At 46.3% G+C, this 26477-nt stretch carries 25 protein-coding genes; 18 read left to right on the top strand and 7 right to left on the bottom strand.

The features are described 5' to 3' along the window. The first annotated feature begins 178 nt into the window (after positions 1-178). The 3 genes from DVH26_RS21345 to DVH26_RS21335 all read left to right on the top strand — a co-directional run bounded on the left by DVH26_RS21345 (position 179) and on the right by DVH26_RS21335 (position 2708). On the top strand, positions 179-1489 hold the full coding sequence (locus DVH26_RS21345) for an ABC transporter substrate-binding protein (RefSeq protein ID WP_239625131.1): 1311 nt from the start codon (positions 179-181) through the stop codon (positions 1487-1489). Positions 1490-1672: 183 nt separating this feature from the next. After that, on the top strand, positions 1673-2077 hold the full coding sequence (locus tag DVH26_RS21340; protein WP_239625128.1) for a DUF4259 domain-containing protein: 405 nt from the start codon (positions 1673-1675) through the stop codon (positions 2075-2077). Between the two features lie 292 nt (positions 2078-2369). Further along, positions 2370-2708, top strand: coding sequence for a hypothetical protein (locus tag DVH26_RS21335; protein WP_239625126.1), 339 nt, complete (start codon positions 2370-2372; stop codon positions 2706-2708). Between the two features lie 121 nt (positions 2709-2829). On the opposite strand, the gene DVH26_RS21330 is transcribed toward DVH26_RS21335, so the two are convergent. Beyond that, positions 2830-3606 (bottom strand): helix-turn-helix domain-containing protein, encoded by a 777-nt coding sequence (locus DVH26_RS21330; protein ID WP_239625124.1) that lies wholly within the window; start codon positions 3604-3606, stop codon positions 2830-2832. A 157-nt stretch (positions 3607-3763) separates the two neighbouring features. Here DVH26_RS21330 and DVH26_RS21325 point away from each other — a divergent pair, with 157 nt between their 5' ends. After that, entirely contained in the window at positions 3764-4534 is a 771-nt protein-coding gene (locus DVH26_RS21325) for a phytanoyl-CoA dioxygenase family protein (RefSeq protein ID WP_239625122.1), read from the top strand. Between the two features lie 95 nt (positions 4535-4629). Here the strand turns inward: DVH26_RS21325 and DVH26_RS21320 are convergent, their stop codons facing one another. Further along, positions 4630-5415 carry a helix-turn-helix domain-containing protein gene (locus DVH26_RS21320; protein WP_239625121.1) on the bottom strand — a complete coding sequence of 262 codons (786 nt, stop codon included), beginning with the start codon at positions 5413-5415 and terminating at the stop codon, positions 4630-4632. A 218-nt stretch (positions 5416-5633) separates the two neighbouring features. Between DVH26_RS21320 and DVH26_RS21315 the strand changes: the two genes are divergently transcribed. From DVH26_RS21315 to DVH26_RS21295, 5 genes are read left to right on the top strand one after another with little or no spacing between them, the layout of a single operon-like run. Continuing rightward, entirely contained in the window at positions 5634-6737 is a 1104-nt protein-coding gene (locus DVH26_RS21315; protein WP_239625120.1) for an amidohydrolase family protein, read from the top strand. Further along, positions 6734-7105, top strand: a complete 372-nt coding sequence (locus DVH26_RS21310; RefSeq protein ID WP_239625118.1) for a Rieske (2Fe-2S) protein — start codon at positions 6734-6736, stop codon at positions 7103-7105. Before DVH26_RS21315 ends, DVH26_RS21310 begins: the two co-directional genes overlap by 4 nt. Positions 7106-7164: 59 nt before the next feature. Beyond that, on the top strand, positions 7165-8043 hold the full coding sequence (locus DVH26_RS21305) for an ABC transporter permease (RefSeq protein WP_239625116.1): 879 nt from the start codon (positions 7165-7167) through the stop codon (positions 8041-8043). 18 nt (positions 8044-8061) lie between these two features. Further along, positions 8062-8940, top strand: a complete 879-nt coding sequence (locus tag DVH26_RS21300; RefSeq protein ID WP_239625114.1) for a carbohydrate ABC transporter permease — start codon at positions 8062-8064, stop codon at positions 8938-8940. Positions 8941-8960: 20 nt separating this feature from the next. After that, complete coding sequence (locus DVH26_RS21295) at positions 8961-10457, top strand: extracellular solute-binding protein (protein ID WP_239625112.1); 1497 nt, start codon at positions 8961-8963, stop codon at positions 10455-10457. Positions 10458-10647: 190 nt separating this feature from the next. On the opposite strand, the gene DVH26_RS21290 is transcribed toward DVH26_RS21295, so the two are convergent. Further along, entirely contained in the window at positions 10648-12522 is a 1875-nt protein-coding gene (locus DVH26_RS21290; RefSeq protein ID WP_239625110.1) for an FAD-dependent oxidoreductase, read from the bottom strand. Then, positions 12500-13375: a hypothetical protein gene (locus tag DVH26_RS21285; protein WP_239625108.1), complete on the bottom strand. Its 876-nt coding sequence runs from the start codon at positions 13373-13375 to the stop codon at positions 12500-12502. The genes DVH26_RS21290 and DVH26_RS21285 overlap by 23 nt, the downstream gene beginning before the upstream one ends. Positions 13376-13705: 330 nt before the next feature. Here DVH26_RS21285 and DVH26_RS21280 point away from each other — a divergent pair, with 330 nt between their 5' ends. From DVH26_RS21280 to DVH26_RS21250, 7 genes are all read left to right on the top strand, one after another. Beyond that, positions 13706-15874 (top strand): hypothetical protein, encoded by a 2169-nt coding sequence (locus DVH26_RS21280; protein WP_239625106.1) that lies wholly within the window; start codon positions 13706-13708, stop codon positions 15872-15874. Between the two features lie 76 nt (positions 15875-15950). Beyond that, positions 15951-17108 carry an alginate lyase family protein gene (locus DVH26_RS21275; protein WP_239625104.1) on the top strand — a complete coding sequence of 386 codons (1158 nt, stop codon included), beginning with the start codon at positions 15951-15953 and terminating at the stop codon, positions 17106-17108. 296 nt (positions 17109-17404) lie between these two features. Then, entirely contained in the window at positions 17405-18721 is a 1317-nt protein-coding gene (locus DVH26_RS21270; protein ID WP_239625100.1) for an ABC transporter substrate-binding protein, read from the top strand. Positions 18722-18763: 42 nt separating this feature from the next. After that, on the top strand, positions 18764-19666 hold the full coding sequence (locus DVH26_RS21265) for an AraC family transcriptional regulator (RefSeq protein WP_345774008.1): 903 nt from the start codon (positions 18764-18766) through the stop codon (positions 19664-19666). A gap of 42 nt (positions 19667-19708) precedes the next feature. Then, on the top strand, positions 19709-20056 hold the full coding sequence (locus DVH26_RS21260) for a VOC family protein (protein ID WP_239625098.1): 348 nt from the start codon (positions 19709-19711) through the stop codon (positions 20054-20056). Between the two features lie 203 nt (positions 20057-20259). Beyond that, positions 20260-20607 carry a YciI family protein gene (locus DVH26_RS21255; RefSeq protein ID WP_239625096.1) on the top strand — a complete coding sequence of 116 codons (348 nt, stop codon included), beginning with the start codon at positions 20260-20262 and terminating at the stop codon, positions 20605-20607. A gap of 7 nt (positions 20608-20614) precedes the next feature. Beyond that, positions 20615-21838, top strand: coding sequence for an RNA polymerase sigma factor (locus DVH26_RS21250; RefSeq protein WP_239625094.1), 1224 nt, complete (start codon positions 20615-20617; stop codon positions 21836-21838). A gap of 158 nt (positions 21839-21996) precedes the next feature. On the opposite strand, the gene DVH26_RS21245 is transcribed toward DVH26_RS21250, so the two are convergent. Beyond that, positions 21997-22365 carry a winged helix-turn-helix transcriptional regulator gene (locus DVH26_RS21245; RefSeq protein ID WP_239625092.1) on the bottom strand — a complete coding sequence of 123 codons (369 nt, stop codon included), beginning with the start codon at positions 22363-22365 and terminating at the stop codon, positions 21997-21999. Between the two features lie 145 nt (positions 22366-22510). On the opposite strand from DVH26_RS21245, the gene DVH26_RS21240 reads away from it, so the two are divergent. Beyond that, positions 22511-23188, top strand: a complete 678-nt coding sequence (locus tag DVH26_RS21240) for an NAD(P)H-dependent oxidoreductase (protein WP_239625090.1) — start codon at positions 22511-22513, stop codon at positions 23186-23188. Positions 23189-23312: 124 nt separating this feature from the next. On the opposite strand, the gene DVH26_RS21235 is transcribed toward DVH26_RS21240, so the two are convergent. Together DVH26_RS21235 and DVH26_RS21230 are read right to left on the bottom strand one after the other, a co-directional pair. Then, positions 23313-25040: a SulP family inorganic anion transporter gene (locus DVH26_RS21235; protein ID WP_239625088.1), complete on the bottom strand. Its 1728-nt coding sequence runs from the start codon at positions 25038-25040 to the stop codon at positions 23313-23315. A 175-nt stretch (positions 25041-25215) separates the two neighbouring features. Further along, positions 25216-25545: an ArsR/SmtB family transcription factor gene (locus DVH26_RS21230; RefSeq protein ID WP_239625085.1), complete on the bottom strand. Its 330-nt coding sequence runs from the start codon at positions 25543-25545 to the stop codon at positions 25216-25218. Positions 25546-25756: 211 nt separating this feature from the next. Between DVH26_RS21230 and DVH26_RS21225 the strand changes: the two genes are divergently transcribed. After that, positions 25757-26341 (top strand): DUF2269 domain-containing protein, encoded by a 585-nt coding sequence (locus DVH26_RS21225; RefSeq protein WP_239625083.1) that lies wholly within the window; start codon positions 25757-25759, stop codon positions 26339-26341. Positions 26342-26477 lie beyond the last annotated feature (136 nt).

The following is a 26477-nucleotide window of genomic DNA, read 5'->3' as shown; positions in this document are numbered from 1 at the left end:
ATGGTAAGCGCTTTCCACAAAGACAAACACATTTCCTGCTAGTAATATGAAAGATAGCAATCGATTAGGGAGTGAGTATGGCTTGTACTCTAACATACAAGCCTATAATTATCACGATTTTTGTAACCGCTTACTTAAGTTTTCGTTTAGTCAGTGACACAATTAGGAGGGGAAAAAGATGAATTTAATTAGATTTGCTTCTTCCATTGTATTGATCACAGCACTTGCGGGTTGCAGCCAAGGAACAGGTGCAAAGGATGACAAAGTAGTGAGTGTTCAACCAAAAGTTACAAACGAACCGATAACTCTTACTCTCTACCAGCACGCGGCGATTAGCAACGAGGAAATCGACAAATTTATAGTTCAGCCTGTACAAAAAAAATATCCTAACATTTCGTTTAATATTGTACGTAAAGGGACAGGCACCAATCCGGAGGAACTAGTGGCCGCGGGCATCGTTCCGGATCTGATCTATACGACAGATGCGAATACTCCTCTTTGGCGAGAACTTGATGTGCCTGAAGACCTGAGCACTCTGATTAAGAGCAACAACTTAGATTTGAACCGTTTCGATTCTAATGCCATAGACGCAGTTAAAGTTTACAGTGGTGGAAATGGTGCCATGTACGCTTTACCTGTCGCGCAAAACATCGCAGGGCTTCTGTATAATAAAGATATCTTTGATAAATTCGCCGTCCCGTATCCGAAAGACGGGATGAACTGGGATGAGATCATCCAGTTAGCCCGTAAATTAACCAAAACAGAAAACGGGGTCAGATACATTGGACTCAGTCCCGATACGGTTTCCCGTTTAGGGTATGGACTTTCTTTACCTTACGTTAATCCGGCAACGAACAAAACGACAATTAATAACGATAATTGGAAAAAAGTTCTTACCACAATGAAAGAAATGATCGATATTCCAGGATTTCTTGGAGAGGATAAGAAACTCACTTATGGTACCAATGATTTCTTTAAGAACGGGAATATAGCCATGCTGACCGCCTGGGTTCCCGATATGATAGCAAGCGTTGATCCAAGTATCACGGATAAATTTCAATGGGATTTCGTCTCGCTTCCCAACTACTCTGAAGCCATAGGTACTGGCCGCATCATCACCCCACATACGATCATGCTGAATAAGCAAAGCAAATATAAGAATGAGGCTTTTCAAGTGATGTCTATCTTTACCTCCGATGAGGTGCAAGCAGAAATGAGCAAAAGTGGAAAAATTTCCGCTTTAGCCAAAGCAGATTTTCAAACGCAGTATGGCGCAAATGTACCTTTTATCCAAGGAAAAAACATCAGCGGCATATTTAAGTCAAAAACACGCAAAATAAACGACCCCCTTACTGAATATGACGCTTTAGTTCGTTCGGCGCTCGATGCTGCGTCCAAAGAATTGGCAGCCGGGAAAGATGTTAATACAGTCTTACGGGAAACGGAAGAAAAGGCGAACAAAGCGATTGATGAAAAATTAAAAAAATAAATCATTCGCTTAACGAAAAAAGTCCATGATATCATGGGCTTTTTCTTTTTTGATGTTTCCAATACTTGACCTGAAGCGGCATCCGGAGGAAATCATCAATTACATATATTTCCCAAGATGTGGTAAGATGTAGGGATTAACAATAAGAGAAGGACGTGGAAAGCAATGGGAGCTTGGGGGAAAATGGCGCTGGAAAGCGACGAAGGGTTGGATGTGCTTGACGCGCTAATAAAATATGCGGCAGACTCCAAATCTATTAAGTTGAAGGACCTGCTGTCACATTACAGAGAGTTGGGGTTTCTCTCGGAGGATCCGGATGAAGAGGATTTCCTGTACGATAATACGGCCATTGCTCTGGCAGAAATCGTATGCGACTATATCGAAAACGGCAAGACGAAATACGAAAAATTAAGCGGTTTGATGGAGATTGCTTGGGAAACAGAGGATCTGCTTGAGTTGAAGCAGTTGGTTCAGCAGGTGCTGGAAAACAAAGGTGGAGAACGGGAGCTTTATGAGTTGTGGGATGGGGACGCGGACTGGATTAAACATCTGGAAAACGTAGTTCATATTTTGTCGAAGCAATTGTAGTGGCGGCTTGAGGCCATGGTCATGAGCAATGCTGATAGTCGGCCACGAGGGGTCGTAAGTTTTCCGCGTGCAGACCGATTAGTTCTACGCTGTAATGGTTCGAGAGTAAAACTTTGGTCACGGCGACAAATAAGGCGGACAAGATATGGACATATCGGAAGGCATCTTTAATGTAATTGGCTAACTCACTGGTTAACCTATTCCATAGTCTGCATCTATTACTTGTCTGGTGATTCGTTTACTTCATCCAAACTCACAAAGAAATTATAACTAAAAGAAAGGAGGATTTTAATTGGTAGCTAATAAAACAATTATTTGGGGGGCAGCTGTTTTAGCAATCGGTGCTGCTGTTCTTACTGAAGCTATTACAACTAACGTTCAAGTTGGTACTACTACAACTAAGAGTCAAACTTTAGGGGACTCTTCCGAGAGGCTGCCTGATGTTTTGTTAGAGGACTCTAAGCACCCTGATAAGATAATTACGAAAGACGGTTCATATGCTTTGAAGAAAGAACTACCGGACTACAATTTCAGTTCGGATGAAATAGCTTACGACATATATAAAACTAATGCAAAAACAAAGATGCTCCTTAAAGATGGTGATATCTATATCAAAGACGAGAATCGTTAGGCAGCATCAATAAAGATAGCTAGGGGACTGATTGAAGGTGTAACTGCCCTCTACAGTCCTTTTTTGCCGTATAGCCGCCGAATTAAACCGTAAACTATTTGCCTAGCTCCAGCAGTCCTCATCATATCTGGTACTTCTTACGATATACAGAAGGGCTCATCTTCATGTGCTGAGTAAATACACGGCTAAAATAAAACGCATTCTGGTAGCCGCATAGCTCGGCAACGGCCTCGAGCGTATCCTCCGTTTCCACAAGCAGTCGGCGTGCCTTCGTTAAGCGCAAGGCGGTAGCATACCGCACGGGTGAAATTCCGTAGGCGGCTTGAAAGCGTCTCGTCAGCTGCGGCCCGCTCAAGCCAAGCTGCTCCGCCAGTATTTGTAGTGATATCTCACCAAGCCCGGCGTGCCGTTCGATGTGGGTAGCCGCCTCCCTCATGAGCAGATCGGATTTGGAAGCAACGCGATGCTCTGAGTTTAGACGCTCGCGGCGAGCAATGTAGACGAGATCGCTTACAAGATGCTGTGCATCAGCAACGTCTTTGTCGGTACGCTGCTCATGCCATTCGCGTAAATATGCGAAGGTGGAGCTCAGGCGGGCCAGATCGTGGATGTGCAGCTTACCGGTAGGAAGTGTGCTGCCCTCTGGCAAACGCCATTCTGCGAAGTGAAACGTAATACGTTCGAGCGCTTTCCGCCGCAGTCTTTTTCCGGGAGGACACAAGATTACGTCACCAAAGCCTGCAGTTTCCCAATCTCCCGACACATCCTCCACATGAAATTCAAAGGTTCCCTGTTGTACGGCAAGCAATACCCACCCTTCATAGCAATCCTCGTCGAGCGTAAACTGGTCTCTCTCCAGACTGAAATAATACCTCATGAGCTCTAATGAGATGGACATTAGGAACCCCTCCATTACAAAGACCTTTATGCGAAAAAAAGTATATATAAAATAATAATCCAATGCATGGAACCGATGCAACTTCTTTTGTAATATTGATTCTAAGGAAGTGATCACTCCAGAAGAATGGCAAAAAAGTGAATGAGAGGGGAATTCCATGAAACAATCTCTAAATATTTTGAGCTTCGAGGACATTCAGACGTACAACGAGCAAGGATACCTGGTGATCAGGGGAGCTTTGACCGAGCAGGATGCCAAGGTACTGCAGGTGGAGTGCGACAGGTTGCTGACATTAGAGCAATATACGGAGGAAAGCAATATCCGCGCAGGCCACAAATCGTATGCCAATGGCGAAGTGAAAATTGAACGCCTAGATCCCGTACACGACATTTCGCCGGTGTTCGCAGACCTGGTCCGCGACGAACGGATTTTGGCCCCGCTGCGCGACATTTATTTAGATGAGCCGTTGCTGTTTAAGGATAAGCTGATTTTCAAGCTGCCAGGTGCAAACGGTTACACTATGCATCAAGATGCCGCTTGGTGGCAGGGCTTCCCGATCGAAGGGTTGATCTCCGTGATGGTTGCCATTGATGGAGCGACTTCGGAGAACGGCGGTCTGGAATTGTTTCCAGGCTATCATGACCGGCTCCGTTCAACGCCAGGAGAGCTGCGCAACATGAACGCAGAGGAGATCGCCGAGATCGATGCGGCCAAAGGGGAGATCGTCGTGACGCATCCGGGAGACATGATTTTGTTCCACTCCTTCACACCGCACCAGTCTGGCCCGAACCTGTCCGATCACAGCCGTAAACAGCTGTTCCTCACGTATTCGCCATCCAAAAACGGACAGCTCTACAACGCGCATTATCAGCATTATCGCAGATACAACTTGCGAGGCAAAGACAAGTCAGAGTTTTATTTCTTATAAACCTATCAAGGAGCCGCTCTACGTCACTGGGGAGTGATTGATGCGTACTCTTGGGTCGAAATGACCTGAGGGTACGTTTTTATTTCAACAGACGTCTAAATTTGGTTGTTTTTACGAAATTCCGATGCGTTCATCCCCATTTTGGATCGAAAGACTCGGCTAAGGTACGAGCCGTTTTCGTAACCGCACATCGAAGCGATGGCATCTAAGGTATAGTTCGTTTCAAGCAGAAGCTTTTTGACCTCTTGCAGCTTTAAATGCGTGGCGTAATCCATAGGTGATGTACCGTATTCCAGCCGAAATCGTCTGGTCAATTCCGACGGCTGAATTCCAAGCCTTTCCGCTATATGATGCAAATTCAGGCCATCGAATAAATTTCTGTGAATGTACCCCGCAGCCTGCTGCATTTGCGGATCCGTTTTTCTTTTACGTTTCCGTATATATTGCTGCTCCATATCCCCCAAATGCAATAAATCCATCAGCATATGATTGGCAAGCTTAGTCGTGCTCGATTGAAGTCCGTGCTCAGTCCATGTCTTTCTTAGATAAGAGTAAGTAGAGGAGAGCCGATTTACATCGCCGATCGTTACTTTGCCGACAGGAAGCGAATCGAAGACAGGATCGGGCTCAAACATCAGACTGAAGGTGAGCAGGTGAAACGTAATTTCTCCAAACGATTTTCGTTTAAAAAGAACGCCAGGGGGCACGAAGAGCAAATCTCCGAAGGAAGCCTTACCGGAATGTTTGCCTACGCCGTACTCAAAGGAGCCGGCTTCCATACCGAGGATGACGTGCTGCTTGTAGACCTCCTCCGGTTTAATAAACCCCGGCTGGGGACCGGCATATACATACTGGTTTAATTCGTAAACGGGAGTAAACAACGGCTCCACCTCCTTATTCAAGTCTAACATAGCGATTGTCTTAGCTGGATAGAAAACTTTAAAAAAAGTACAGAAAATATATAAAATCCGTGCATTTCTATTTAAAGTTTGTGAGTGTATGATGAAGATGTGATCAAGATCACAGGTTAAGCGCGCGCAAAACGGATTCATGCATGATCCGGCCCGGTAGGATTAAACAATAGGGAGCGGTGAACCTTATGAGCACGAAGAAACGAACCATTATAGACACGGATATCCATGCAAGCGCCCCGAGAGACGGGATGCTCGACTATATGCCGAGAATTTATCGGGAGCAGGTTTCCACATTCGGCTGGCGTCTGCCTACGCAAGGAGGCATGTTCCTTAACGGCGGCACGAATGGTTCCATGCAAGACGAGGTGCATGTGAATGACGGAACGGAGGACAGTTATCTTAATCATCTGCGTACAAATCATTTGGACCGTTACAATCTGGAGTACGGGATATTAACAGGCGGCGGATATGAGGTCCACGCAGCGACAGATATCGATTTTGCTGCTGCGGTATGCTCAGCCCACAACGACTATTATATCGAGCGCTACTTATCCCGGGAGAAGCGTCTGAAAGGCTCGATTCTGATTCCGAAGCAGGATCCGGTCCTTGCGGCAAAGGAAATCGACCGAATTGGCGATCATCCCGATATCGTTCAGGTTATCGTCTCGAACGGTGCCCAAAAACCATACGGCCAAAAGTTCTATCACCCCATTTATGAGGCGTGTGTACGTCATAACCTGCCATTTACGATCCATGTCAGTATGGAGGGTATCGGCATTAACAATCCGCCGACCGGTGCAGGGCATGTCACTAGCTATATCGAATACCGAGCCGCACGGGCTCAGATTATGATGGCTCACATGGCCAGCTTTATTTTCGAGGGGGTGTTCGAGAAGTTTCCCACATTAAAGGTGGTGATGATGGAAGCCGGGATGCTATGGATTGCTCCCTTAATTTGGAGGCTGGATCAGGATTGGAAGGCGCTTCGCCATCAAACCCCTTGGGTAAAGACACCACCTAGTGAATATTATCGCAAGCATTTCCGTGTTACTTCGCAGCCGATCGAGCTACCTGAGAAAATGGAAATGTTCCATCCGTTGATGGAAGCCATTTCGGCGGAGACGAATTTGTTGTTCGCCAGCGACTACCCTCACTGGGATTTCGATTCCCCAATGCATGCGTTTCCAAAACTGCCTGCAAAGATGAGAGAACGTATCTTTTATCAGAATGCGGCTGATCTGTACCATTTACCGCCAAGGGAATCCGATCAAAAGGAGGCTTTGGCATGAGTCGCTATTTAGTTGGTGCGGTGACGGAGATTCCACCAGGATCCAAGAAAATCGTCGAGGCGGGGGGACGCAGCATCGGAGTGTACAATATTAACGGAGCGTTTTATGCAATCCGGAACCTTTGTCCCCATCAAAGTGCAGCGCTTTGCTCAGGGATTACCACTTCATTCATCACGTCGAGTCAGCCTGGGGATTTTTGCTTCGAGCGGGAGGGAGAGATAGTACGTTGTCCTTGGCACTTCTGGGAATTCGATATCAAAACGGGTCAGATGATGGTGGAACCCAAGACGAGGACCAAAGTATATGACGTCACCGTGGAGAAATATAACGTATCCGTCGACGAGGAAAGTATTTTCGTTCATGTGTAATCATAATGAGGCGGTGAGGAACTATTAGACACACACTATCGATGCTAAGAAAGGACAAATTGATTTACTTGATGGCCGTGCCGGGCATTTTATTCTTCATCGTGTTTCATTACGTTCCTTTGTATGGAATCCTGATCGCCTTTAAAAAATACAACCTGTACCAGGGCTTCTCCGGCAGCCCTTGGGTAGGGTTGGATAATTTCACAAAGCTCTTCGCTATGAGCGGGTTTACCCGAGCACTTAAGAATACGATAGTTATCAGCGCCTATCAGCTCATTTTTGCATTTCCGGCACCGATTATTTTAGCCCTTATCCTGAATGAGGTAAAAAACGTATTGTATAAGCGTTTTGTCCAGACTGTTATCTATCTGCCGCATTTTGTTTCTTGGGTTGTCATTGCGGGCATCTTGTATGCCTTTTTTTCACCATCCACAGGAGTGATTCGGGAGATAGCTTCGTTGTTCGGTTATGAAGGCGCTGTCATTAACTTTTTGAGCAGCAAGGAGTATTTCCGGGGATTGCTCGTTGTATCGAATATTTGGAAGGAAGCGGGCTTCGGCACCGTGCTTTACTTGGCGACGATTACGGCAATCGATCCCCAGTTATACGAAGCGGCCAAGGTCGATGGTGCAAGAAAGCTTAGACAAATATGGCATATCACGCTGCCAGGTCTGCGTACTACTATTGTTATCTTGTTAATCCTCCGCGTCGGACAGATCTTAAGCGCTGGACTCGATCAAGTTTATGCGCTTTACAATCCGCAGGTATACGAAGTGGCTGAAATCCTGGATACCTTTGTATATAAGCTGGCCTTCGAGGAAGCCAAGTATGATCTTTCTACGGCTACTGGGGTGTTTAAGTCGATTATCGGGCTGATTCTGGTTCTAGCCACCAACTACATCGCCAAAAAAATCGACCGCGACAGCGGATTGATCTGACAATGAAGGAGGGTACATATGAAAGAAACATTTGGCGAGAGATTCGGGAGCTTCCTTGTTAACGTACTGCTATTACTCATTTCACTCTGTACGCTATACCCGTTCTGGCACGTGCTCATGTATTCGTTGAGCGACCCCAAACTTGCCATGGGCGGAGGGATTTTTATTGTTCCTCGCGGTTTTTCCGGTGCATCCTTTGAGATTTTGTTCGGAAGCAAAGGGATTTTCGTCGCTTATTGGAACTCCATCGTCAGACTGGTGTTAGGTACTCTTATTAATTTGTTATTAACGGCGATGCTGGCCTATCCGTTATCTCTTAAACGCTTTATTGGACGTCATGTCATCACATTGATGATTTTCTTCACAATGTTGTTTAGCGGAGGAATGATTCCTACCTATTTGCTTGTAAAAGAATTGGGCTTGCTCGATTCAATTTGGGCTCTAATAATACCGACTGCAATCAGTGCATGGAACTTGCTCATATTGAAAAACTACTTTCAGAGTATTCCTCCCGAGCTGGAGGAATCGGCAAACATGGACGGGGCTTCGCCTATACGCGTGTTGTTTTCCGTCATCTTGCCAGTATCCATGCCTGTGATCGCGGCAATAGCTCTTTTTTACGGCGTTGTCCATTGGAATTCATATTTTGATGCCATTCTCTATATTAACTCGCAAAAAGAGCAAGTTTTACAGGTGTTTTTGCGAACGATGCTGAACGGGAGCTCTCTGCAGCAGGTGCAGGGCTCGGAGAATTTTGCGACAAATATCGGGATGGTGACAGAGGAGTCGGTGAAGATGGCTACGATTATCTCATCCGTGTTGCCCATGCTGCTTTTGTATCCGTTTCTGCAAAAGTATTACGTAAAGGGTGTTATGATCGGCTCCGTTAAAGGATGAATACGAATGGGGGGAAGGAAATGAAGCGATATTATATACAGGGGTTAAGCTTGGGGCTTGGCGCAGCCGTTTTGTTAAGCGCTTGCAGCGGAAATGGACAGAATCAGACAGCGGGGCAGAAGGAGCCATCAATCATTACGGTACTGATGAGCAAGTCGACTAACTTCCCGGAGGATAATCTGGTCATTCAAGAAATCCGCAAACGGACCGGTGTGAACGTTCAAGTTATTGCGGTGGATTCCCCAGATTACGAAAATAAGCTTAACACTATGATCGCTTCAGGAAGTCCGCCGGATATTTTCCGTAGTGCTTCGAAGGCCAAAATTAAGGAGCTGGTCGATAACAAAGTGATTCTCCCGCTTGACGATCTCCTCGCGAAGAACGGAAAGAATGTCATGGACAATAAAGGGAAGTATCTGAAGGGGGCTGGTTACATCGACGGGAAGACGTATGCTATCCCCAACGCTTATGTACTGGGCAATGGTCTTGCACTCCGGAAGGATTGGCTCGACAAGCTGGGACTCAGGGTGCCGACGACTTTGGATGAGTACGATAATGTGCTTCGGGCGTTTGCCAACAAAGACCCGGACGGGAATGGGAAGAAGGATACGATCCCGCTTGGCTTAATTATCTCGGCCGACCAAACATTCGATCATCTATTCTCCGCATATGGTGTACCCATGAAAACCGGAGTGATGATAAACGGCAAGGTGACGCCTTGGATGCTCGCCCCGGGGTATTTGGATGCCGTCAAGCACATCAATCTGATGTACAACGAGGGCTTGATCGAACCTGATTTCGCAACGGTGCCTAATTTGCAAGAATTCGAAAAGCTCTGGAATGGCAAGATGGGAGCCTTTCAGTTTAATCCTCCCGGAACGACGCAAAACTGGCTGACCCGGTATATAGAGAACCCCAAGCCGACATTTGTATATACAATCGTTAAAGGACCTGCTGGCATAGGGGGCAATACTCGATTTGTACGTGAGGACCGGGGGCCATGGACACACATATCCAGCAAATCCAAGGATCCGGAATCAGCAATGAAAGTACTTGATTTCTTGATAAGTGAAGATGGCGACCGGCTGACGTGGGCGGGTGTCGAAGGGCAGCAATACACTAGGAAGGACGGAAAATTTGAATGGATTAAACCTTTTGATGATGCCGTTCAATTAAGGAACGTTGGGGGATTTGCGTATAACGGGATCAGTCAGCGTTTGGATGGAATGGAAATCCAGCTCATGAACGAGCAGACTCGCAAAGCGATCGAACTATCGGTTAATAGCCCTATTCCGGATGCTTATATTTTCGGAGTGCCGGAGATCGAGAAAGAGAAGAAGAAAGTGCTTGATGATTTGGAAATTGAGTTCAGGACCGCTGCCATAGTTTCAAAAGGCGGTAATCTGGATAAAATGTACGACGATTTCAAGAAAAAGTACTTGGCCGAGGGTGGAGGCCTATGGATTGAGCAGGCGACAGCTATTTACAATAAGGAACAGACTGAGCTTAAAAAGTAAAGCTGTCTTTAAAAAGTTTCTATCGTGCAGCGTGCATTCATTGCATCACAGTTACTGTAAGCCGGCCATCAAATTTAGAGAAACAACAACTGTATGTATGTCGACATTAGCAAACCCCGCTTCACAAATCGTGAAGCGGGGCTTATGTCTACTTGTCTGCATTTAAGACGCCGGGCTTCGTTTTTGCATCTCAACTAACTTTCGCATTCCATCTCTGCAGCGTCTCCTTAATGACTTTGCGGATTTTATCGTTCATATCACATTTAATGTCTGTACTGCCTTTGAAAGTAACGGATAATTTCAAGCTGCTCCGGCCAAGCAAGGTATGAAAGCCTTCCATAATCTCTTGGCGGCAGTCCGGATGGGAGTCACCAATTCTTGCTAATGCCATAATCGAGAAGGAAACATACTGGAAATAAAGCTCATAGCTATCCGCCAGAAACTCTTTATTCTCATCCTCATACGTCCATTGTCCGGGCTCATCCATCAGAATTGAAGTCAAATCCGGCACAATCTCACGATCTGCCAACAAGCCAAGCAGGAAGATCGCCGTATAGCCCCTAACTTGATTGTATTTACGGCTCGTTTTCGGTACAAACGGATCCTTCTCCCGCACAATCTCTCTAAGGACTGGAGAGGCAGCTTCATCCCCAAGCAAGGCCAATGCAAAGGCGGCATGCTTGCGAAGATGCTCATTCTCCATTGAAGTACTCCATTTCGTGAGCTGTGCTCGAATGCTGTCTCTTAACAGGAAGGAGGACCATATCGCAAGACCCGGCTTATTCCCGGCTAAACCACGCTTTATTTGTTCGGGATTCGTCAGCCAATGAACAATAGGATTGGTTTCGTCATGAACGGATAACGTTTCCTTGAATCGAATCTCATCCTTTGCTGACAAGCAGCCGGTTTCGTGTAACGCAGCAGCTAATTCGGAGTAGGGGATGTCCCTCAAAGGAAGCTGCAAACGTATTGATAAATACGCAGCATTGGCAGCGGCTTCTCCACATTTCTGCATATCGCGCTTCATTCGCACGCATGCGGCCATATCATGATCAACGGACAGGCAGCGCCCTGCAACTAGCAGTCCGTCATAGCCTTCAGGAATTAGCGCTCCTAGTGGAATCGGAACGGTAAAATTGTAGCCCCACATGCTGGAGGCAACGGTCCAGCGCTGTTGGAACTCACTTTCGAAAGCAAGGTCTTTACTATGGTTATCCGCATTCGAGTATGCAAAAAACACAGGCTCACTTGAATAACGTTGATTCAGGAAGTTCTCCAGCGTTACGGTTTCTTCTCCATCTATAAATCGGCCTTCTCTGATCCCGAGTAAGGGGGCAATCCGCAGCATCCGGTTGTCTTCCTCATAGATTGGTCTTAAGTGTGTATGCAGGGTAGCCGATGAAACTACAGCCTCTGATATGCTGGCAGCATCTCTCGGATCTACATAACCTGAATCGGTATATCGGAAGTTGACCTTGCCTTGATCCAAATAGACATAAACATTCGAGTAGGGCTGAGCCTGGCTGTCAAAATCACGACCGCCCCGAAGCTCGCAGCCGGCCATTGCGCATACATCTGCATCGCCGGTCGCATCAATGAGAACAGAGCATCCTGCCGTGAACCTGCCTTCCGGAGAGAACCACTCAATGCCCCGCAGCGTCATCCCCTCAAGCAGCACGCCGGTCACTGTACTATCATAGCGAAGAACGGCTCCGGCTTCCAATGCTTCTTGTTCAAGCACATACTTTTTGGCCTCGGCGTTAATGCCTCGGGAGGGTGTATAGATATGCTGCTTTTCCAAAGCTAACGACCTGTCATCTATCGATTCGAACAGTCCGCCCTTATTACCGAAGTAATAGCCCAGAACGGCCCCCGCTGTACCCGTACCGCCCATGCAGGTTAGTTTCTCGATTCCTAGCACCCGCAATCCTTTTTGCGCTGCGGCGATAGCGGCTACAGCACCTGCTGTTCCCAATCCTACTACTATGCAGTCAAATTGGAAGTCGGTCTGTCCGGTAAATGGCTTACGTACAGCCTGTCCGTTATATATTCTTGCGATATCCATCGTTAACGACCTCCTCCGACTGAAGCTGAAGAAACCGGTAGCCTTGGCGGAACGATTGCAATGGGTGAGGGCTGGATTCCGATGGAAGCCATATCCACTGCACTGCAAGCTCTATCGGTCCTTGCGGAACCTGCAGGCCGAATGTACTGGCAACGGCTGCAATCGTCCAAAAGGCAAGACTGGCAGGACGTGCCCGCCAATATTCCTGCAAGCTGTGCCGGGCGGCCGGCCAATCTGCACGGGCATCCACGGCAAGTGCCAGGATGCGTTCTGAAGGAAATCTGCCTGGGAGGATTTGTGCCTGTTCATCTAACGGCTGAACGATTGGTGCGGTTTCGTTACCGGATATCCCGGCTGACAAATGCGCTCTTATGATTTTACGGTTAACCGTCGCATAAGATGGGTCGGGCTGCGAAAATCGGCGGCTGGTCGTATCTAGAATACGGTCCACCCGTATCGTTTGAAAGCCGGAGACGTTGTATAGTGTCACCTCGAAGCCTTCCCCGGTAGCGGTTACTTCAATAATCTCGGTTAAAAAAAGCACCTTCAAGCCGGCGTCTTGAACGCGTTTGCACAGCACGGAATGAACGCCTGGCAAATGGACGGGGCCTCCCTCGGGCTCCATCAAATTCCTTTCAATCAGCTCTGCATGCAGCGATTGTTCCAATGGACTAAACCGAAGATCATCCATAGCTTCGAAGCTGCCTGGATTAAATGTCTCGATAAACTCCTGTCCGACACCTGCCGATCTTTCCACTACAATGACGGGTAGTTTAGCAGCTAATGCTGCGCCTAGTCCGGCAAAGGTTGCTCCGCAAACGAGCAGCTGATAATGGGCTGCTTCAGCTGTCATATCCTATCCCTCTTTTCCTTCATTTTCACAATACCAAATAATGAATGGATAATTAATTAAAAGCATATCCCCATTATATGTTTAGATTTCTTAGAGTAAATGGACGTATTTTTAATATTTATGGATTAATGTTTAAATTTATGGCGTGTGTACAGCTATGACGTTTGCTTATATCTGATTAGAAAAAATCCCAATGCAGGATCAATTAATTCTCCATATTTTTTTGTTTATCGTCTATGTACATGTCACAGCTTTGTGTTTACATTAAAAGTGAAAGGGGTTTCAAATGCGGGACATTCTTCCCGTTTATTCCATGAATAAAGGAGGATTATGGTGTATCCATCAACCAGTGTAGTCAAGAAATCCTTTGTGAAGGTAATGCTTGTTTTTGTAATGCTAAGTGCGGTGTTCGTGCATTATCAAGCTTCGGTTGAAGCGACAGGAGGGACTGAAGAGCTCGTCTATGAAGATAATTTCGATGCTTATGCAAGCAGAAGCGAGATGCCGGCCTCATCAACACAGCCCATATGGTGGCAGTTCAGCGCACCGGCAACGACCACCGTCACGCTTGAACCGCATCCGTCAAACCCGAGTAATAAATATATCCTTATCACCGACTCGGGTACGAGCTCCGCTTATGCCAAAGTCAATTTTCCGAAGCTCAAAGGCGGCTTTGCTTATCTTGAATTCGATATGAAGACGACAGCGGACGCGGATCCGAGCTACAAGCATGACTATTTCGGCGCGACGCTGCTTAGCGACCAGAACGAAAACATTACCCAGGTTCAGAACAGTACGGCCGCTAACGGCTATGTGTACAAAATGCTGCAAAAAAACGAAGCTGGCCAAAACGTCTCCACCAATATGATGCCCGCAAGCTTCTATGTAGATGGGGACTGGTACAAGATTAAGCTGGAGGTTGATTTTGCCCAGAAGAAGGTGAAGGGCTATACCTATGATCAGACGGGCACTATACTCCTCGGAACCGTCGATTACGAAGGGTTTCAAGTCGCAGAAGCAAGCAGTGTCGCATCGCTACGGTTTATTTCCATATCGGCAGGGAGGGGGGCTATCGGCATTGACAACGTGAAAGTGACGGCAATTCCGGACGAGAACAGTTCGGGTCCCCCGTCGAATCAGAACGTTACGGTTAACGTGTATTCCGTACTCAACGATGTAAGCCATTCGCCTATCGGTGTCGTATCCAACCATTTGTTCGACTCCGACTTGTATCATCCGAACCGGCAACAAACACTTTCCCAATCGCTGCAAGCGCTCGGTGCGGGGACGGTTCGATTCGGGGAAGGCGAAGCCAGCGACAGATACCTGTGGACAGGATCACCTTATCCGACAACAGCCAACAGTGTGCTTCAACCGCAGCTATCGTACTATTATTCGACCGAGCGTCCTTTGACTAATGCCGAGAAAGCGCTGATTAATCCGGATGGAACGTACAAAGAGACTCAGGATTTCAATGAGTTCATGGGCGTTGTGAATGAAACCGGCGTACAGCCATTCGTTATTGTCGGTCTTGATGCGATGAAAGCGACGGATGCGGATTGGTTCAAGACGAAGGAGCAGTTAAAGGAGGCTGCAGTGGAATGGGTCCGTTATGCTAATGTCATTAACGGATGGGGTGTTAAATATTGGGAAATCGGAAATGAACCGTTCTATTCGTCACAATCCGGCTACATATGGAGTCCTCAGGAGTACGCCGATGTGTTCAATGAGTTCGCCACGGCAATGAAGGCAGTCGACCCCACAATTCATGTAGGCGTACCTGTCTATGATTCCTTCACATGGAATAGTACGGTGATGCCTGCTGTGTCATCCAAAGCTGATTTCGTTATTGTTCATTTGTATGGGAGCGCCAATGTCAGTCCGCTGAATACGATCGTTAACCATATCAATACGTATTTCAAGCCGGAAGACAGGAGTCAGATTCAGATTTCGATAACGGAGACAAGCACGTATTCTTCGGGTGCCCAAATGCCTAACAATATGAGCCGAGCCGCGTTATTCGCTACGAAGATCGGTAAAATATTGCAGTATGACAAAGTCGATTACGTCCATTTCTGGGTCACTCGCAAAGGACTCAACAACAATCCGCGGGATGAAAGATCAGCTATCGATGAGAATGGCAATCTGCTGCCTATGGGTAAGGCGATTCAAGTGTGGAACAAGTTTCTAAGAGATCAGATGGTATCGGCGACCGGGGCGACGGATATTTCCGCCTTTGCCAGCTATTCGCCGTCAAGCAGGGAGTTATCCGTTTTTTTCATTAACTCGAACGCCGATCCGGTACCGGTCCAACTGAACGTGCAAAACTATACAAATAGCGCCGATATCGAAACATGGGTATTGAAGGGAACGGGCGCAGCCGATACGAATCCTGCTCTGGCTCAAATCGATCCAATCCAGTATGAAGCGGGAGCGGCCAGCTTGTCGCTTGATCCTTATTCCGTCACGGTCATTGCTTTTAAGCCCTTGGTTGAGTAGACCTTAATGGTTCTTCAGTATCGTGGTCCGCTTAAAGCGACTAAGTGAAACGCCCAAAGAGGAGGAAATATCAGTCATGAAACAAACGACGGCACCAACGCTAATTCAACTTGACTATGAGGAATTGGTTCGTATCCGTGATAGGGTGAAAGCAAATGAACCGAGCCTGATGCCAGCTTATTCTGCATTACTCCATGAGGCGGATTCCTACCTTCAAAAAACTCCTGCTTCCGTAGTCAACAAGGGAAATATCCCCCCATCCGGAGATAAACATGATTTTTTCGCTATTGGAAAATACGCTTGGCGCAATCCGGATACGCCTGACGGGATGCCATTCATCCGTCGCGACGGGTATACGAATCCGGCGGCAGCTAGTGACGAGTACGACTTGGGACCTTATTTCAATATGCGCATCAGGGTTAACACTTTGACGCTGGCGTATTTTTATTCGGGCTCAAGTGCCTACGCTGCAAAAGCAGCCGAGCTGCTGCGAGTTTGGTTCCTGAATCCAGAAACCCGAATGAATCCGAATTTCAAGTATGCCGCCTCACTGCCAGGAGTTAATGATGGAATGGCCATCGGCATTATAGAAGGAGTCCAGCTAATCGGACTCCTGGACTCGGTCAAGCTGCTGGCGCAATCGATAAGCTGGTCCGAGGCCGATAATGAGGCGTTACAGCAATGGTTTGCCGCTTATTGCGACTGGTTGTTGGAGAGTCCTGCAGGCAAAGAAGAGTATCGCGCTACCGATAATCATGGGTCCTGGTATACGGCACAAGTGGCGGCTTTTTCCATCTACAGCGGCAACTTGGAAAGAGCGCGGCAAATGATGGAACGTGCCAAGTGGCAAATCGATGTCCAATTCACACCGGATGGAGGACTTCATCGCGAGTTGAAACGAAATCGTGCTCTATTTTACTCATTATATGGATTGAGCGCTTTTGTAAGCCTGGCTAGGTGCGGCGATGTGCTAGGAGTCGATTTATGGCGTTATCGGACTGAGGATGGCAGGGGAATTGAGCTTGGGTTTCAGTTTTTGGCTCCTTACTTGGCTGAGGAAACGCCCTGGGCTTGGCAAAATATTGACAACGAGATCAACGGACTGGCCGTCCAGCTTACCAGAAGAGCGGAAAAGGTATACTCATCTCCGAGGCTGATTGAGGTATCGGAGCATTTGACTGCTTTACGGCCTCCCAAAGACTGGTCGTTCTGGCTGATGACCATCCCAAGTTAAGAACACGGATTGTCTCCATTCATCCAGCATTATCGCCTCCCGGGTCGATAGTGCTGGTTTTTACTTTGCTTTGGAATTCAGCCAATTGGCTGTGCACATGCTATCTTTACAAATAAACTATCATCTACTAATAATCCATATCTGTTAAACCGATATCCATTTACATTCATAAATAGAGATTCTATAATTTAAGTATGAATTAACTAATCGTATATGTTTCAGAAATTTAAAGCAAATCTAAAGCAGCAGGAGAAGACATCGGTGGGTTTTTAAAAACGTTTTTATAGGGGGCTACGATGAATAACAAAATGATCATTGCTTTCTCGGCAGTCGCGTTGATGCTTACGGCGTGTGCAAGTGGGGGAACACAAGCCGATAATAAGCAAGAGGGGACACAGGCAGACTTAGCGCAGATAGTGAATACGCCTGCCGAAATAAGCTTTTACATGTGGTCTATGTCACAGAGCGAATTTGATTATATTGCCCAGCAAGCCAAGAGCAAATTTCCTAATTACACATTGAAAGCGGTTGCAAGCACGGGAACAGGCGGTGTCACCATCGATACGCTAGTTGCTTCTGGAGAGATGCCGGATTTGTTCGTCGGACGCGGGGTAGCTACTCCGGATCTGCAAAGGACCGGCTTGCTTTATGATGTAAGCGGGCTGATAAAGAAATACAATTTCGATACGTCGCGCATCGATCCTATGGCATTTGAAATGATGAAGAATGAGACAGGAGGCATTGTTGCAGGGATACCGCTTAGCGGCACGAGCGGAGGGATGATGCATTACAATAAGGATCTGTTCGATAAGTTCGGCATTCCTTATCCTAAGGACGGAATGACTTGGGATGAGGTTTACGAGCTTGCCAAGCTCATGACCCGAGCCGAAGGAGGCGTTCAATATCGCGGATTTTCCGATCGCTGGATGGAAACCTTTTTCACCCAGAATCCGTTTGGCGAGCCTATTCTCAGTTTGACGGAAGATAAGGCGGCGGTGAATACGGAAGCATGGAAAAAAATCGGCGAGAACTGGAAGCGGTTTTATACTCTCCCTGGTCTGAAATTCGATTCCACAACAATTAGTAAAGATGTGGATTGGAAAGAGTTTATAAATGGTCACTCAGCGATGACGACGTTTGTATCCAGGAATTTTATGGATTGGGACTTCAAGTGGGATATCGTCAGCATGCCTACATACAAGGAGCTGCCGGGAATTGGGCGGTTATCCGATTACCGCAATATCTATGTAACGAGCAGCAGTAAAAATAAGGATGCTGCATTTCAGGTTGCGGCATGGCTTGCTTCAGACGAGATGCAGGCCAAGCTTGCTGCGGATTTGGCAGTATTTCCGGTCCTGAAAAACGATGAAATCAAAAAAATGTTCATGAAAAACGATCCGATGTATAAGGACAAAAATATAAAAGCAGCCTCCTTTAATAAAGTGGGACCGGCAATGCCTGGCCGCAAACCGGGATTAACGAATGTCAAGGCCGAGAACATGTTCATGAAAGAGCTGCAAAAGGCCATCGTGGAAAACAAAGATTTGAATACCGTGCTGCGCAGCGCCGAAGAGGTGATCAACAAGGCGATTGCTTCCGAGAAAGCGAAGTAAGCCGGCACGTAAAGCATCTAACAAGAACAGCATTTCCCTGCTATGTGGGGGGATGCTGTTCTATGTTATGATAGCTGTAATAAACTTGCTTCATCTTGGGAGATGAGAAAGGTGCATGATCAGTATTTTGAGCGATTTTTCCCAAAAATGATTGAGGTGCTTCTTCGGGGGGAGTCATTTTGGAAACAAAGAAAGTACAGGTTTGAGCTTAAACAAACCAGCATTTACAATTTTGTTTGCGTCATTGGAGGGAAGGGCACATTTGAAATGAATGGCACCGAATGGACCTTGAATCCCGGTACGATTCTTCATATGGCTCCTGATGAGCATATCGTGTTGTCTAGCTCGCAGGAAGATCCTTTGACGTATTATAGCGTCCATTTTCTTTATTATCCCATAGAATGGGAAGGGAACCAGGTCAAGCTGGGCCAGTACGGTGCTCCATTGCCATTCGATCGTGTCTTTCCGTTCTATGCGGATCTGCCAGAACTGGAAAGGCGGCTTAAGCAGCTATATGAGCTGTGGAACGATAAGAGCACGAGCACGGAATGGACCGTCAGACTTCACTTCTTGACACTGCTTAAATGGGTGAGCGAAGTGCTGAGCTATAAGCTTCACCATGAAGACGAAACGGCTAGGCTCATAGCTGATTCCATGAAGTACATTCAGGATCATTATCAATCCTCTTTAGAACGCGATAAGCTCGCCAATATGGCGTCACTATCGTCTAGCTACTATTCGATTCTGTTCAAAAAATATTCCGGTTACACGCCGATCGAATTTATTAACAAGGTCAGGCTGGATAAAGCGAAGCAGCTGCTCCGGTCAACCAGTGAGCCCATTTCGAAAATAGCGAGAGATGTGGGCTATCAAGATCCGCTTTATTTCACCAGACTTTTTGCAAGAGAAGTTGGGATGGCTCCACGTATGTACCGTAAATCATGATCGGATAGCCAAAAATTTGATGATAGACAGGAGCTAATTACGATGATAAAAGGTTTTGGAGGAATATTTTGGAGAACTAAGAATCTCGAAGTGATAAAGAAATGGTACAGTGAAGTGTTGAAGATTGAAATAGAAAATTGGAATGGGACTGTGATAAAACCCCAATTAGGAAATGAGACTATCTTTTCTTTCTTTACCGAGAATGACAGTTATTTTCCAACAGAACAACAAGTGATGTTAAATTTCCAAGTACATAATCTAAACGAGACTATTAAGCATCTTGAGCATATTGGTGTACCTCTAGCAAAGAAAAAAGAGAGTAGTGAATTTGGAAAGTTTATTTGGATTGAAGATCCTGATGGTCGACTGATCGAGCTTTGGGAGAAATAACGAGTTGTATTTCATTTGCTATTGAGCTAACGAATACTATAGCTAAAATCAGGACGAAGCTAGATCGTTCGGGGTGAACCGTACCATAAGTAACGGCAAGTTTTTTGATAAAAAAATGAATTGTAATGTAGAAATCGGAACCTTTGAAACGTCATTATAACGAAACCGAATTTCATACGGTTTAAAAAGGGAGGAGTTTCAGTATGAATTACACATTAATGTTTTACGAAAGTCAGGAGGACTTTGCGGCAAGAACGGATCCAGCAAGGCAACAAGAATACTTAGGAGGCTGGACACACTATGTACATGCTCTGCGGGAAGCTGGAATCGTGGTTTTCGGCTCGGGTCTTTATGCGCCGGAAACAGCTGCCACGATGAAGCGCCGCGGCGGAGAGATGGTAGTTCAGGACGGACCGTTTCCGGAGACGAAAGAGCAGCTCGGCGGGATCTTCGTGATTGATGTGCCAGACCTAGACACCGCATTAGAGTGGGCTGCTCGAGGGCCTGTCGATACGGTTGAGGTCAGACCGAACATTCCCCCGTTGAAGTAGTCATTCTATGGAAACTCATCGAGTCATTGAAGAAACGGCACGCGAGGCTTATGGCCGATTGCTCTCCTATCTGGTCGTAAATTGGCGGGATCTGCAGGTTGTTGAGGATGCCATTGGAGACGCTTTTCTTGCCGCGCTAGAGACTTGGCCGAAGGTCGGCGTTCCGGATAAGCCTGAAGCATGGCTTATTACGGCCGCCCGTAGGCGGCTTATCGACCGAGCCCGACGTGTCCGTATTTCCGAAAGTGCGCTGCCGACACTCCTTGCCATGTCCGAGGATACACAGCGTCTCGCTTCTTCAAACGCTGCTTTTCCGGACGAACGACTGAAAATGATGTTTCTTTGTACTCATCCGGCAATTGATCCTGTGATGCGTACGCCACTTATGCTGCAGACGGTGCTTGGAATCGATGCAGCTCGAATCGCGTCTGCATTCATCATCAAGCCCTCCACCATGAGCCAGCGTCTTACTCGGATAAAAGCAAAAATCCGCACCGAACGCCTCACCTTTGAAATGCCTGATGAGGAAGAAATTCCGGATCGTCTCGATTCCGTTTTGGAAGCCATTTATGCTGCCTACGGCAGCGGGTGGGACGAGGCGGCTATCGTCGATTCACCTCGCAAGAAATTGGCGGAGGAGGCCCTCTATTTGGGAAGGCTGCTGCTCCCATTCGCTCCCCGCGAGCCGGAGGTTTACGGTCTGCTGGCGCTCATGCTGCACTGCGAGGCGCGTCGCGAGGCTCGACATGATGCAGGGGGGAACTATGTTCCCCTCTCTGAGCAGGAATGTGCACGATGGAATCAGGCATTGATCATGGAGGCGGAACGTTACCTGCACACCGCCTCACATGCCGGCGGAATCGGTCGCTTTCAACTCATGGCTGCGATTCAATCGGTGCATGCACAGCGTTTATCGACAGGACGTATCGAGTGGGCAGCGATTGTCCAGTTATACGAGGGCCTCATTCGTCTACACCCCACACTGGGCGCATTAATCGGTCGAGCCGCTGCAGTCGCGGAGGCTTATGGACCGGAAAGCGGTGTTACTTTACTGGAAGCTATACCATCTGCAGAAGTGGTTAATTATCAGCCCTATTGGGCGCTAGCTGGCCATTTGTACAAGCGGATGAATCGAGAAGATGATGCCCGTTCTGCTTATAGTCGTGCTGTTGGCCTCAGCACAGATGTTTCTGTTCGACAATTTTTAAGCCGCAAGGCTTCTACGTTATAAGTCAATACATTAGTGTTACGGCGCCGATCAACAGAATTGTATTAGTATAAAATGAAGGAGTAGCGCTGGGTAAATGTTCCAGCATCATAAGAAAGGGCTGTGTCCCAAAGTCATTGAAGTAGATGACCTTGCGGGAACAGCCCTTTTTGAGCAATCTCTCATTTTTGTAAAGCCTTGCTAGCGTTTTTCATATATTCTTGTCCCCAGTCTCTCATCAATAGAATGATGGGAATCAGCGTCTTTCCGAAATCGCTGAGCGAATATTCTACCTTGGGGGGGACCTGAGGATACACCGTGCGGCAAATAACCCCATCCTCCTCCAGCTCGCGCAGCTGAAGCGTCAGCATACGCTGGGTGATGCCCGGACAGATGCGCCTGAATTCGTTAAACCGCTTGGTGCCGTCCATCAAATGATATAAAAGGACACCTTTCCATTTCCCTCCGATAACATCCAGCGTATATTCGACGGGACATCCTTCGTCGTTCCCTTCGTGACATACTCCAAACCCGCCTTTACGGTCTCGCATGCGATCGCCTCTCTCTAAGTATCATTTTTGTAAGTATGCAACATTAATGTGCGTACTTTTAAAAATGGATGTAGTCTCTTAATATTAGGAGTAGAGCAGGGCGCCCGTCAACAAGAATTCATTCAAAAAAAGGAGTGTTATGGATATGACAAATTTTACAGATAAACAACAGGACATTTTATCAGCGTACCGCTTCCGGCACGCGACAAAAGAATTTGACGGCAGTCGGAAGATTACGGATAGCGATTTTGAGTTTATTTTGGAAACCGGCCGCTTGTCACCGAGCTCGTTTGGCTTTGAGCCCTGGAAATTTGTAGTAGTGCAAAATCCCGATCTTCGTGAAAAACTCCGTCAGCACGCTTGGGGAGCAAGAAAACAATTGCCGACCGCGAGTCATTTCGTGCTGATTCTGTCCCGATTGCAGCAGGATATGGCCGCAGAATCCGGTTACATTCAAGGCATCATGAAGAACGTGCAGCAGCTGCCGGATGAAGTTGTGGAAGGAAAAGGTAAAGCTTATGAAAAATTCCTGACTTCCGACTTTGACCTTTGGGGCAATAGCCGGGCGATGTTTGAATGGGCTAGCCGGCAAGCTTATATCGCTTTGGGCAATATGATGACAGCCGCCGCACAAATCGGAATCGATTCCTGCCCGATAGAAGGGTTTGAGAAGGCACCGATCGAGCGCATTCTGACGGAAGAGGGGATCATAGACCCCGAGCATTTCGGAGTTTCCTGCATGGTTGCATTCGGGTACCGCGTGAATGAGCCACGCGGCAAAACAAGGCGTTCTGTGGAGCAAGTAGTCGAATGGATTATCTAAGTCTTTTCTAAATGAAACTCAAAAAGGGTTGATCAGGGGATGTGCCCTGTCGACCCTTTTTAGTCATAGCGTCGGCCTTAGACTGTACATGACGCCGACTTGAAAATAAGGGGCAGATCCTGTGTTACACTTCTTTTTGTAACTCAATGTTCGATAATGAGGTGCACTCACGAAATGCGAAATGTTTACAACCCTGACATTGATTCAAATCAAGTTGTGTAAGTGCGAAATTTAGCGCCTCACCGGTACGCCCAAAAAAATGTTCGGCTCCGATCACGTTATACAATCCTGTTCTCTTCATTACTTCCAAAGGTTGAGATTGAATTCCCGTTATTAGAATGACCCCTCCAAACTTTTCGAAATGCTTTACCAAATGAGCCAGATTGGATTCGCCTGTTGTATCCATAAAAGGCACTTTTCCCATGCGCAGGAGTAACACTTTTGGCCTCAAATGAATCGTATCCATGATGGACTTTTCAAACATGCTCGCCGCGCCAAAGAATAGGGGGCCATCTATGGTATAAATCCCGATTTGCGGGCAATCATGGCCCTCGGTTACCATATGGGCTTTCACTTTTTCATGTTTAGCTGTAGGGTCGGGCAATACCTTGGAAACTAACATGCCGTCGCTCATTCGCTTCACAAACAAAAGAACGGCCAAGATGAGTCCGACTTCAACGGCTGTCGTTAAATTTGTAAAAACCGTTAACAAAAAGGTAATGAGGAGGATAACAGAATCGCTCGTTTTGGATTTTAAGACGTGAGCGAATTCTTTGCGTTCACTCATATTCCAAGCAACAAGCATCAGTATAGGTGCCATACTGGCAAGTGGGATCTCAGACGCATAAGGTGCGAACAAAATGAGCACTAGTAAAACAACAATCCCATGGATGATACCGGACAAAGGTGAAACTGCACCATTTTTGATGTTGGTTGCTGTTCGTGCAATGGCTCCTGTCGCTGGAATCCCCCCAAAGAGAGGGGTAATCATGTTGGCAATACCTTGCCCGACCAGCTCACGATTGCTGTTATGACGGCCGCCTGTCATGCCATCGGCAACAACAGCCGATAACAAGGATTCGATGCCTCCTAGCATGGCAATAATAAAAGCAGGTTGAATTAAAGTCTTAACGCGATCCCAAGTTATCTCAGGAAAATGAAAATAGGGTAGTGTACTTGGAATCGCTCCAAATGACGATCCAATCGTTGCTACATCTCCCTTAAAACATATAGTCGCAACTACAGTAGATAAGACAAGACCTACAATGGAACCTGGAACCCTCGGAAGAAATCTTGGCATATAGAGAATGACGATCAAACAGACAAGCGCTGTGATAACGCTATAAAAATTCGTCGTTGTCAAATGCGTCACAATTTCCTTCATATTTAGAAAAAAGTTCTCGTGTGTTTCGAGACCGCTCAAGCCTAAAAAATTAGAAATTTGTCCGCTGAAGATAATCACTGCAATTCCTGCCGTAAAACCGACGGTTACAGGACGAGGGATAAACTTAATTAATGCGCCTAGCCTAAATACCCCCATCATAACAAGGATAATTCCCGCTAAAAATCCTGCAATCAATAAATTTTCGTATCCATATTGAATAACAATCGCGAAGAGGATCGGAACAAATGCGCCGGTTGGGCCGCCAATTTGAAATCTGGAGCCTCCGAACAAAGAAATACATATACCGGCAACGATGGTAGTATAAATGCCATATTCCGGTTTGACACCGGCAGCAATAGCAAACGCCATCCCTAAAGGAATGGCGATAATGCCAACGATAAGACCTGAAATGAGATCCTTACGGAATGCGTCTGCATGGTATCCTTCAAATCTTCCCGTCCATCTCATCCACAATCGCTTCCATTCTTCATATATTTGAATATTTGAATATATGTAAAATGTTACTCCTGTCAAAGAATATTGTCAATCGTAAAAATCCTGCGGGTCAGCATCTTCTAACTTAATAAATGAAAAACCAAAGGTATCCCTGATGTTACTCAAGAATGCCCTTGGTTTATTTTATTTATGATTCATTTCGAATGACTTCCAGAAGTGAAATGGCATCAACGAGATGATTATCAAAAATCTGCTTTGCGACCGCGAGTAAATCTTTAATCAGCGGGTCACGTAAGGAATATATAACGGAAGTTCCGTCTTTTAAGCTTGTAACCACATTCTTACTGCGCAATACCGACAGCTGCTGCGAAACGGCTGAACCTTCGGAGCCTAAAATACTCTGTATTTCATTTACGTTCTTATCTCCTTCACTCAGAACCTCAAGGATTCGAATTCGCATGGGATGTGCCAGCGCTTTAAAAAAATCAGCCTTAAACTGTTGGATATTTTGATTCATAATTTACGCTCTCCTTAATGACTTACTTTTAAATATATGAATATCATAACACAACAACAAAGAGTTGCATGAATTCATCTCCCAGAACTGGCAGGATACTATTATTGAGATTGTTTTTTAACACTGACATATAGCTGTCAGTTTTCCGCCTGTAAGATGGAACTTGTAGAGCGTTGTAAGTAAAAAATTTATGGGTGAGGGGCCAAATTTCATGATTGCTTTTTTGTGGACATCATTATTGGTTGCATTAATTGCGGGATTAGTCATCTCGATTGGCAAATGGAAGGCTGTCAGATTAGATGCAAAACGTAAAAAATGGTGGGTAATCTTCCATGTTCTCTTTGTGATTATGTATTTTACAGGAGTGTTAGGTAACTTTGTATTAACACTTTTTACACTCAATTTAAAAGATGGTGAATTAATTTATGCAGCTCATTATTTCATCAAATATTTCGACTGGTACTTAATCATTCCAGGGGCTTTAGGAAGTCTGGCAACGGGTCTATGGCTAGCTCTTGGGGCGTGGGGGATCACCACACATTATTGGATTATTGCGAAGTGGGCCGGCAATTTGATGACGATTTTCTTTGGCAGTATTTTTATTGGTACATGGATTGAAAAGGCACTAGATGCGCTTTCTCTTAAAGAGCTTGAACCCATGTACAATCCTGAATACCTACATAGTCAAAAAATGATATTGACCGGAAGCGTAATCGTTTTGGCAATATTAATCTTTTTAACTGGGATCTCATATCTAAAACCATGGGGGAAGAGATTGGTAAGTCATCGACGATAATACTCCTAATAGTGGGGGAGCTTGCTTCATGCAGCTCCTCTATTGTTTTATTGAACTGACGGACGGCATAGGATAATAAGAAGTGCCAATAAACTAAAGAATTATACAACGCATGATGTAATAAAAGTAATATTTG

It is taken from the genome of Paenibacillus sp. H1-7 (assembly GCF_022354825.1).
Taxonomy (GTDB): domain Bacteria; phylum Bacillota; class Bacilli; order Paenibacillales; family NBRC-103111; genus Paenibacillus_S.
The sequence above is the reverse complement of the archived record's forward strand: the minus strand, read 5'-3'. Positions and strand labels throughout refer to the sequence as shown.

Coding starts and splice junctions, on each gene's coding strand:
- DVH26_RS21260 (WP_239625098.1), top strand. CDS start 19,709: ATGATAAAAGGTTTTGGAGGAATATTTTGGAGAACTAAGAATCTCGAA.
- DVH26_RS21230 (WP_239625085.1), bottom strand. CDS start 25,545: ATGAATCAAAATATCCAACAGTTTAAGGCTGATTTTTTTAAAGCGCTG.
- DVH26_RS21300 (WP_239625114.1), top strand. CDS start 8,062: ATGAAAGAAACATTTGGCGAGAGATTCGGGAGCTTCCTTGTTAACGTA.
- DVH26_RS21245 (WP_239625092.1), bottom strand. CDS start 22,365: ATGCGAGACCGTAAAGGCGGGTTTGGAGTATGTCACGAAGGGAACGAC.
- DVH26_RS21285 (WP_239625108.1), bottom strand. CDS start 13,375: ATGACAGCTGAAGCAGCCCATTATCAGCTGCTCGTTTGCGGAGCAACC.
- DVH26_RS21275 (WP_239625104.1), top strand. CDS start 15,951: ATGAAACAAACGACGGCACCAACGCTAATTCAACTTGACTATGAGGAA.
- DVH26_RS21270 (WP_239625100.1), top strand. CDS start 17,405: ATGAATAACAAAATGATCATTGCTTTCTCGGCAGTCGCGTTGATGCTT.
- DVH26_RS21265 (WP_345774008.1), top strand. CDS start 18,764: ATGTGGGGGGATGCTGTTCTATGTTATGATAGCTGTAATAAACTTGCT.
- DVH26_RS21295 (WP_239625112.1), top strand. CDS start 8,961: ATGAAGCGATATTATATACAGGGGTTAAGCTTGGGGCTTGGCGCAGCC.
- DVH26_RS21325 (WP_239625122.1), top strand. CDS start 3,764: ATGAAACAATCTCTAAATATTTTGAGCTTCGAGGACATTCAGACGTAC.
- DVH26_RS21235 (WP_239625088.1), bottom strand. CDS start 25,040: ATGAGATGGACGGGAAGATTTGAAGGATACCATGCAGACGCATTCCGT.
- DVH26_RS21290 (WP_239625110.1), bottom strand. CDS start 12,522: ATGGATATCGCAAGAATATATAACGGACAGGCTGTACGTAAGCCATTT.
- DVH26_RS21255 (WP_239625096.1), top strand. CDS start 20,260: ATGAATTACACATTAATGTTTTACGAAAGTCAGGAGGACTTTGCGGCA.
- DVH26_RS21310 (WP_239625118.1), top strand. CDS start 6,734: ATGAGTCGCTATTTAGTTGGTGCGGTGACGGAGATTCCACCAGGATCC.
- DVH26_RS21315 (WP_239625120.1), top strand. CDS start 5,634: ATGAGCACGAAGAAACGAACCATTATAGACACGGATATCCATGCAAGC.
- DVH26_RS21330 (WP_239625124.1), bottom strand. CDS start 3,606: ATGTCCATCTCATTAGAGCTCATGAGGTATTATTTCAGTCTGGAGAGA.
- DVH26_RS21345 (WP_239625131.1), top strand. CDS start 179: ATGAATTTAATTAGATTTGCTTCTTCCATTGTATTGATCACAGCACTT.
- DVH26_RS21240 (WP_239625090.1), top strand. CDS start 22,511: ATGACAAATTTTACAGATAAACAACAGGACATTTTATCAGCGTACCGC.
- DVH26_RS21250 (WP_239625094.1), top strand. CDS start 20,615: ATGGAAACTCATCGAGTCATTGAAGAAACGGCACGCGAGGCTTATGGC.
- DVH26_RS21340 (WP_239625128.1), top strand. CDS start 1,673: ATGGCGCTGGAAAGCGACGAAGGGTTGGATGTGCTTGACGCGCTAATA.
- DVH26_RS21280 (WP_239625106.1), top strand. CDS start 13,706: ATGGTGTATCCATCAACCAGTGTAGTCAAGAAATCCTTTGTGAAGGTA.
- DVH26_RS21225 (WP_239625083.1), top strand. CDS start 25,757: ATGATTGCTTTTTTGTGGACATCATTATTGGTTGCATTAATTGCGGGA.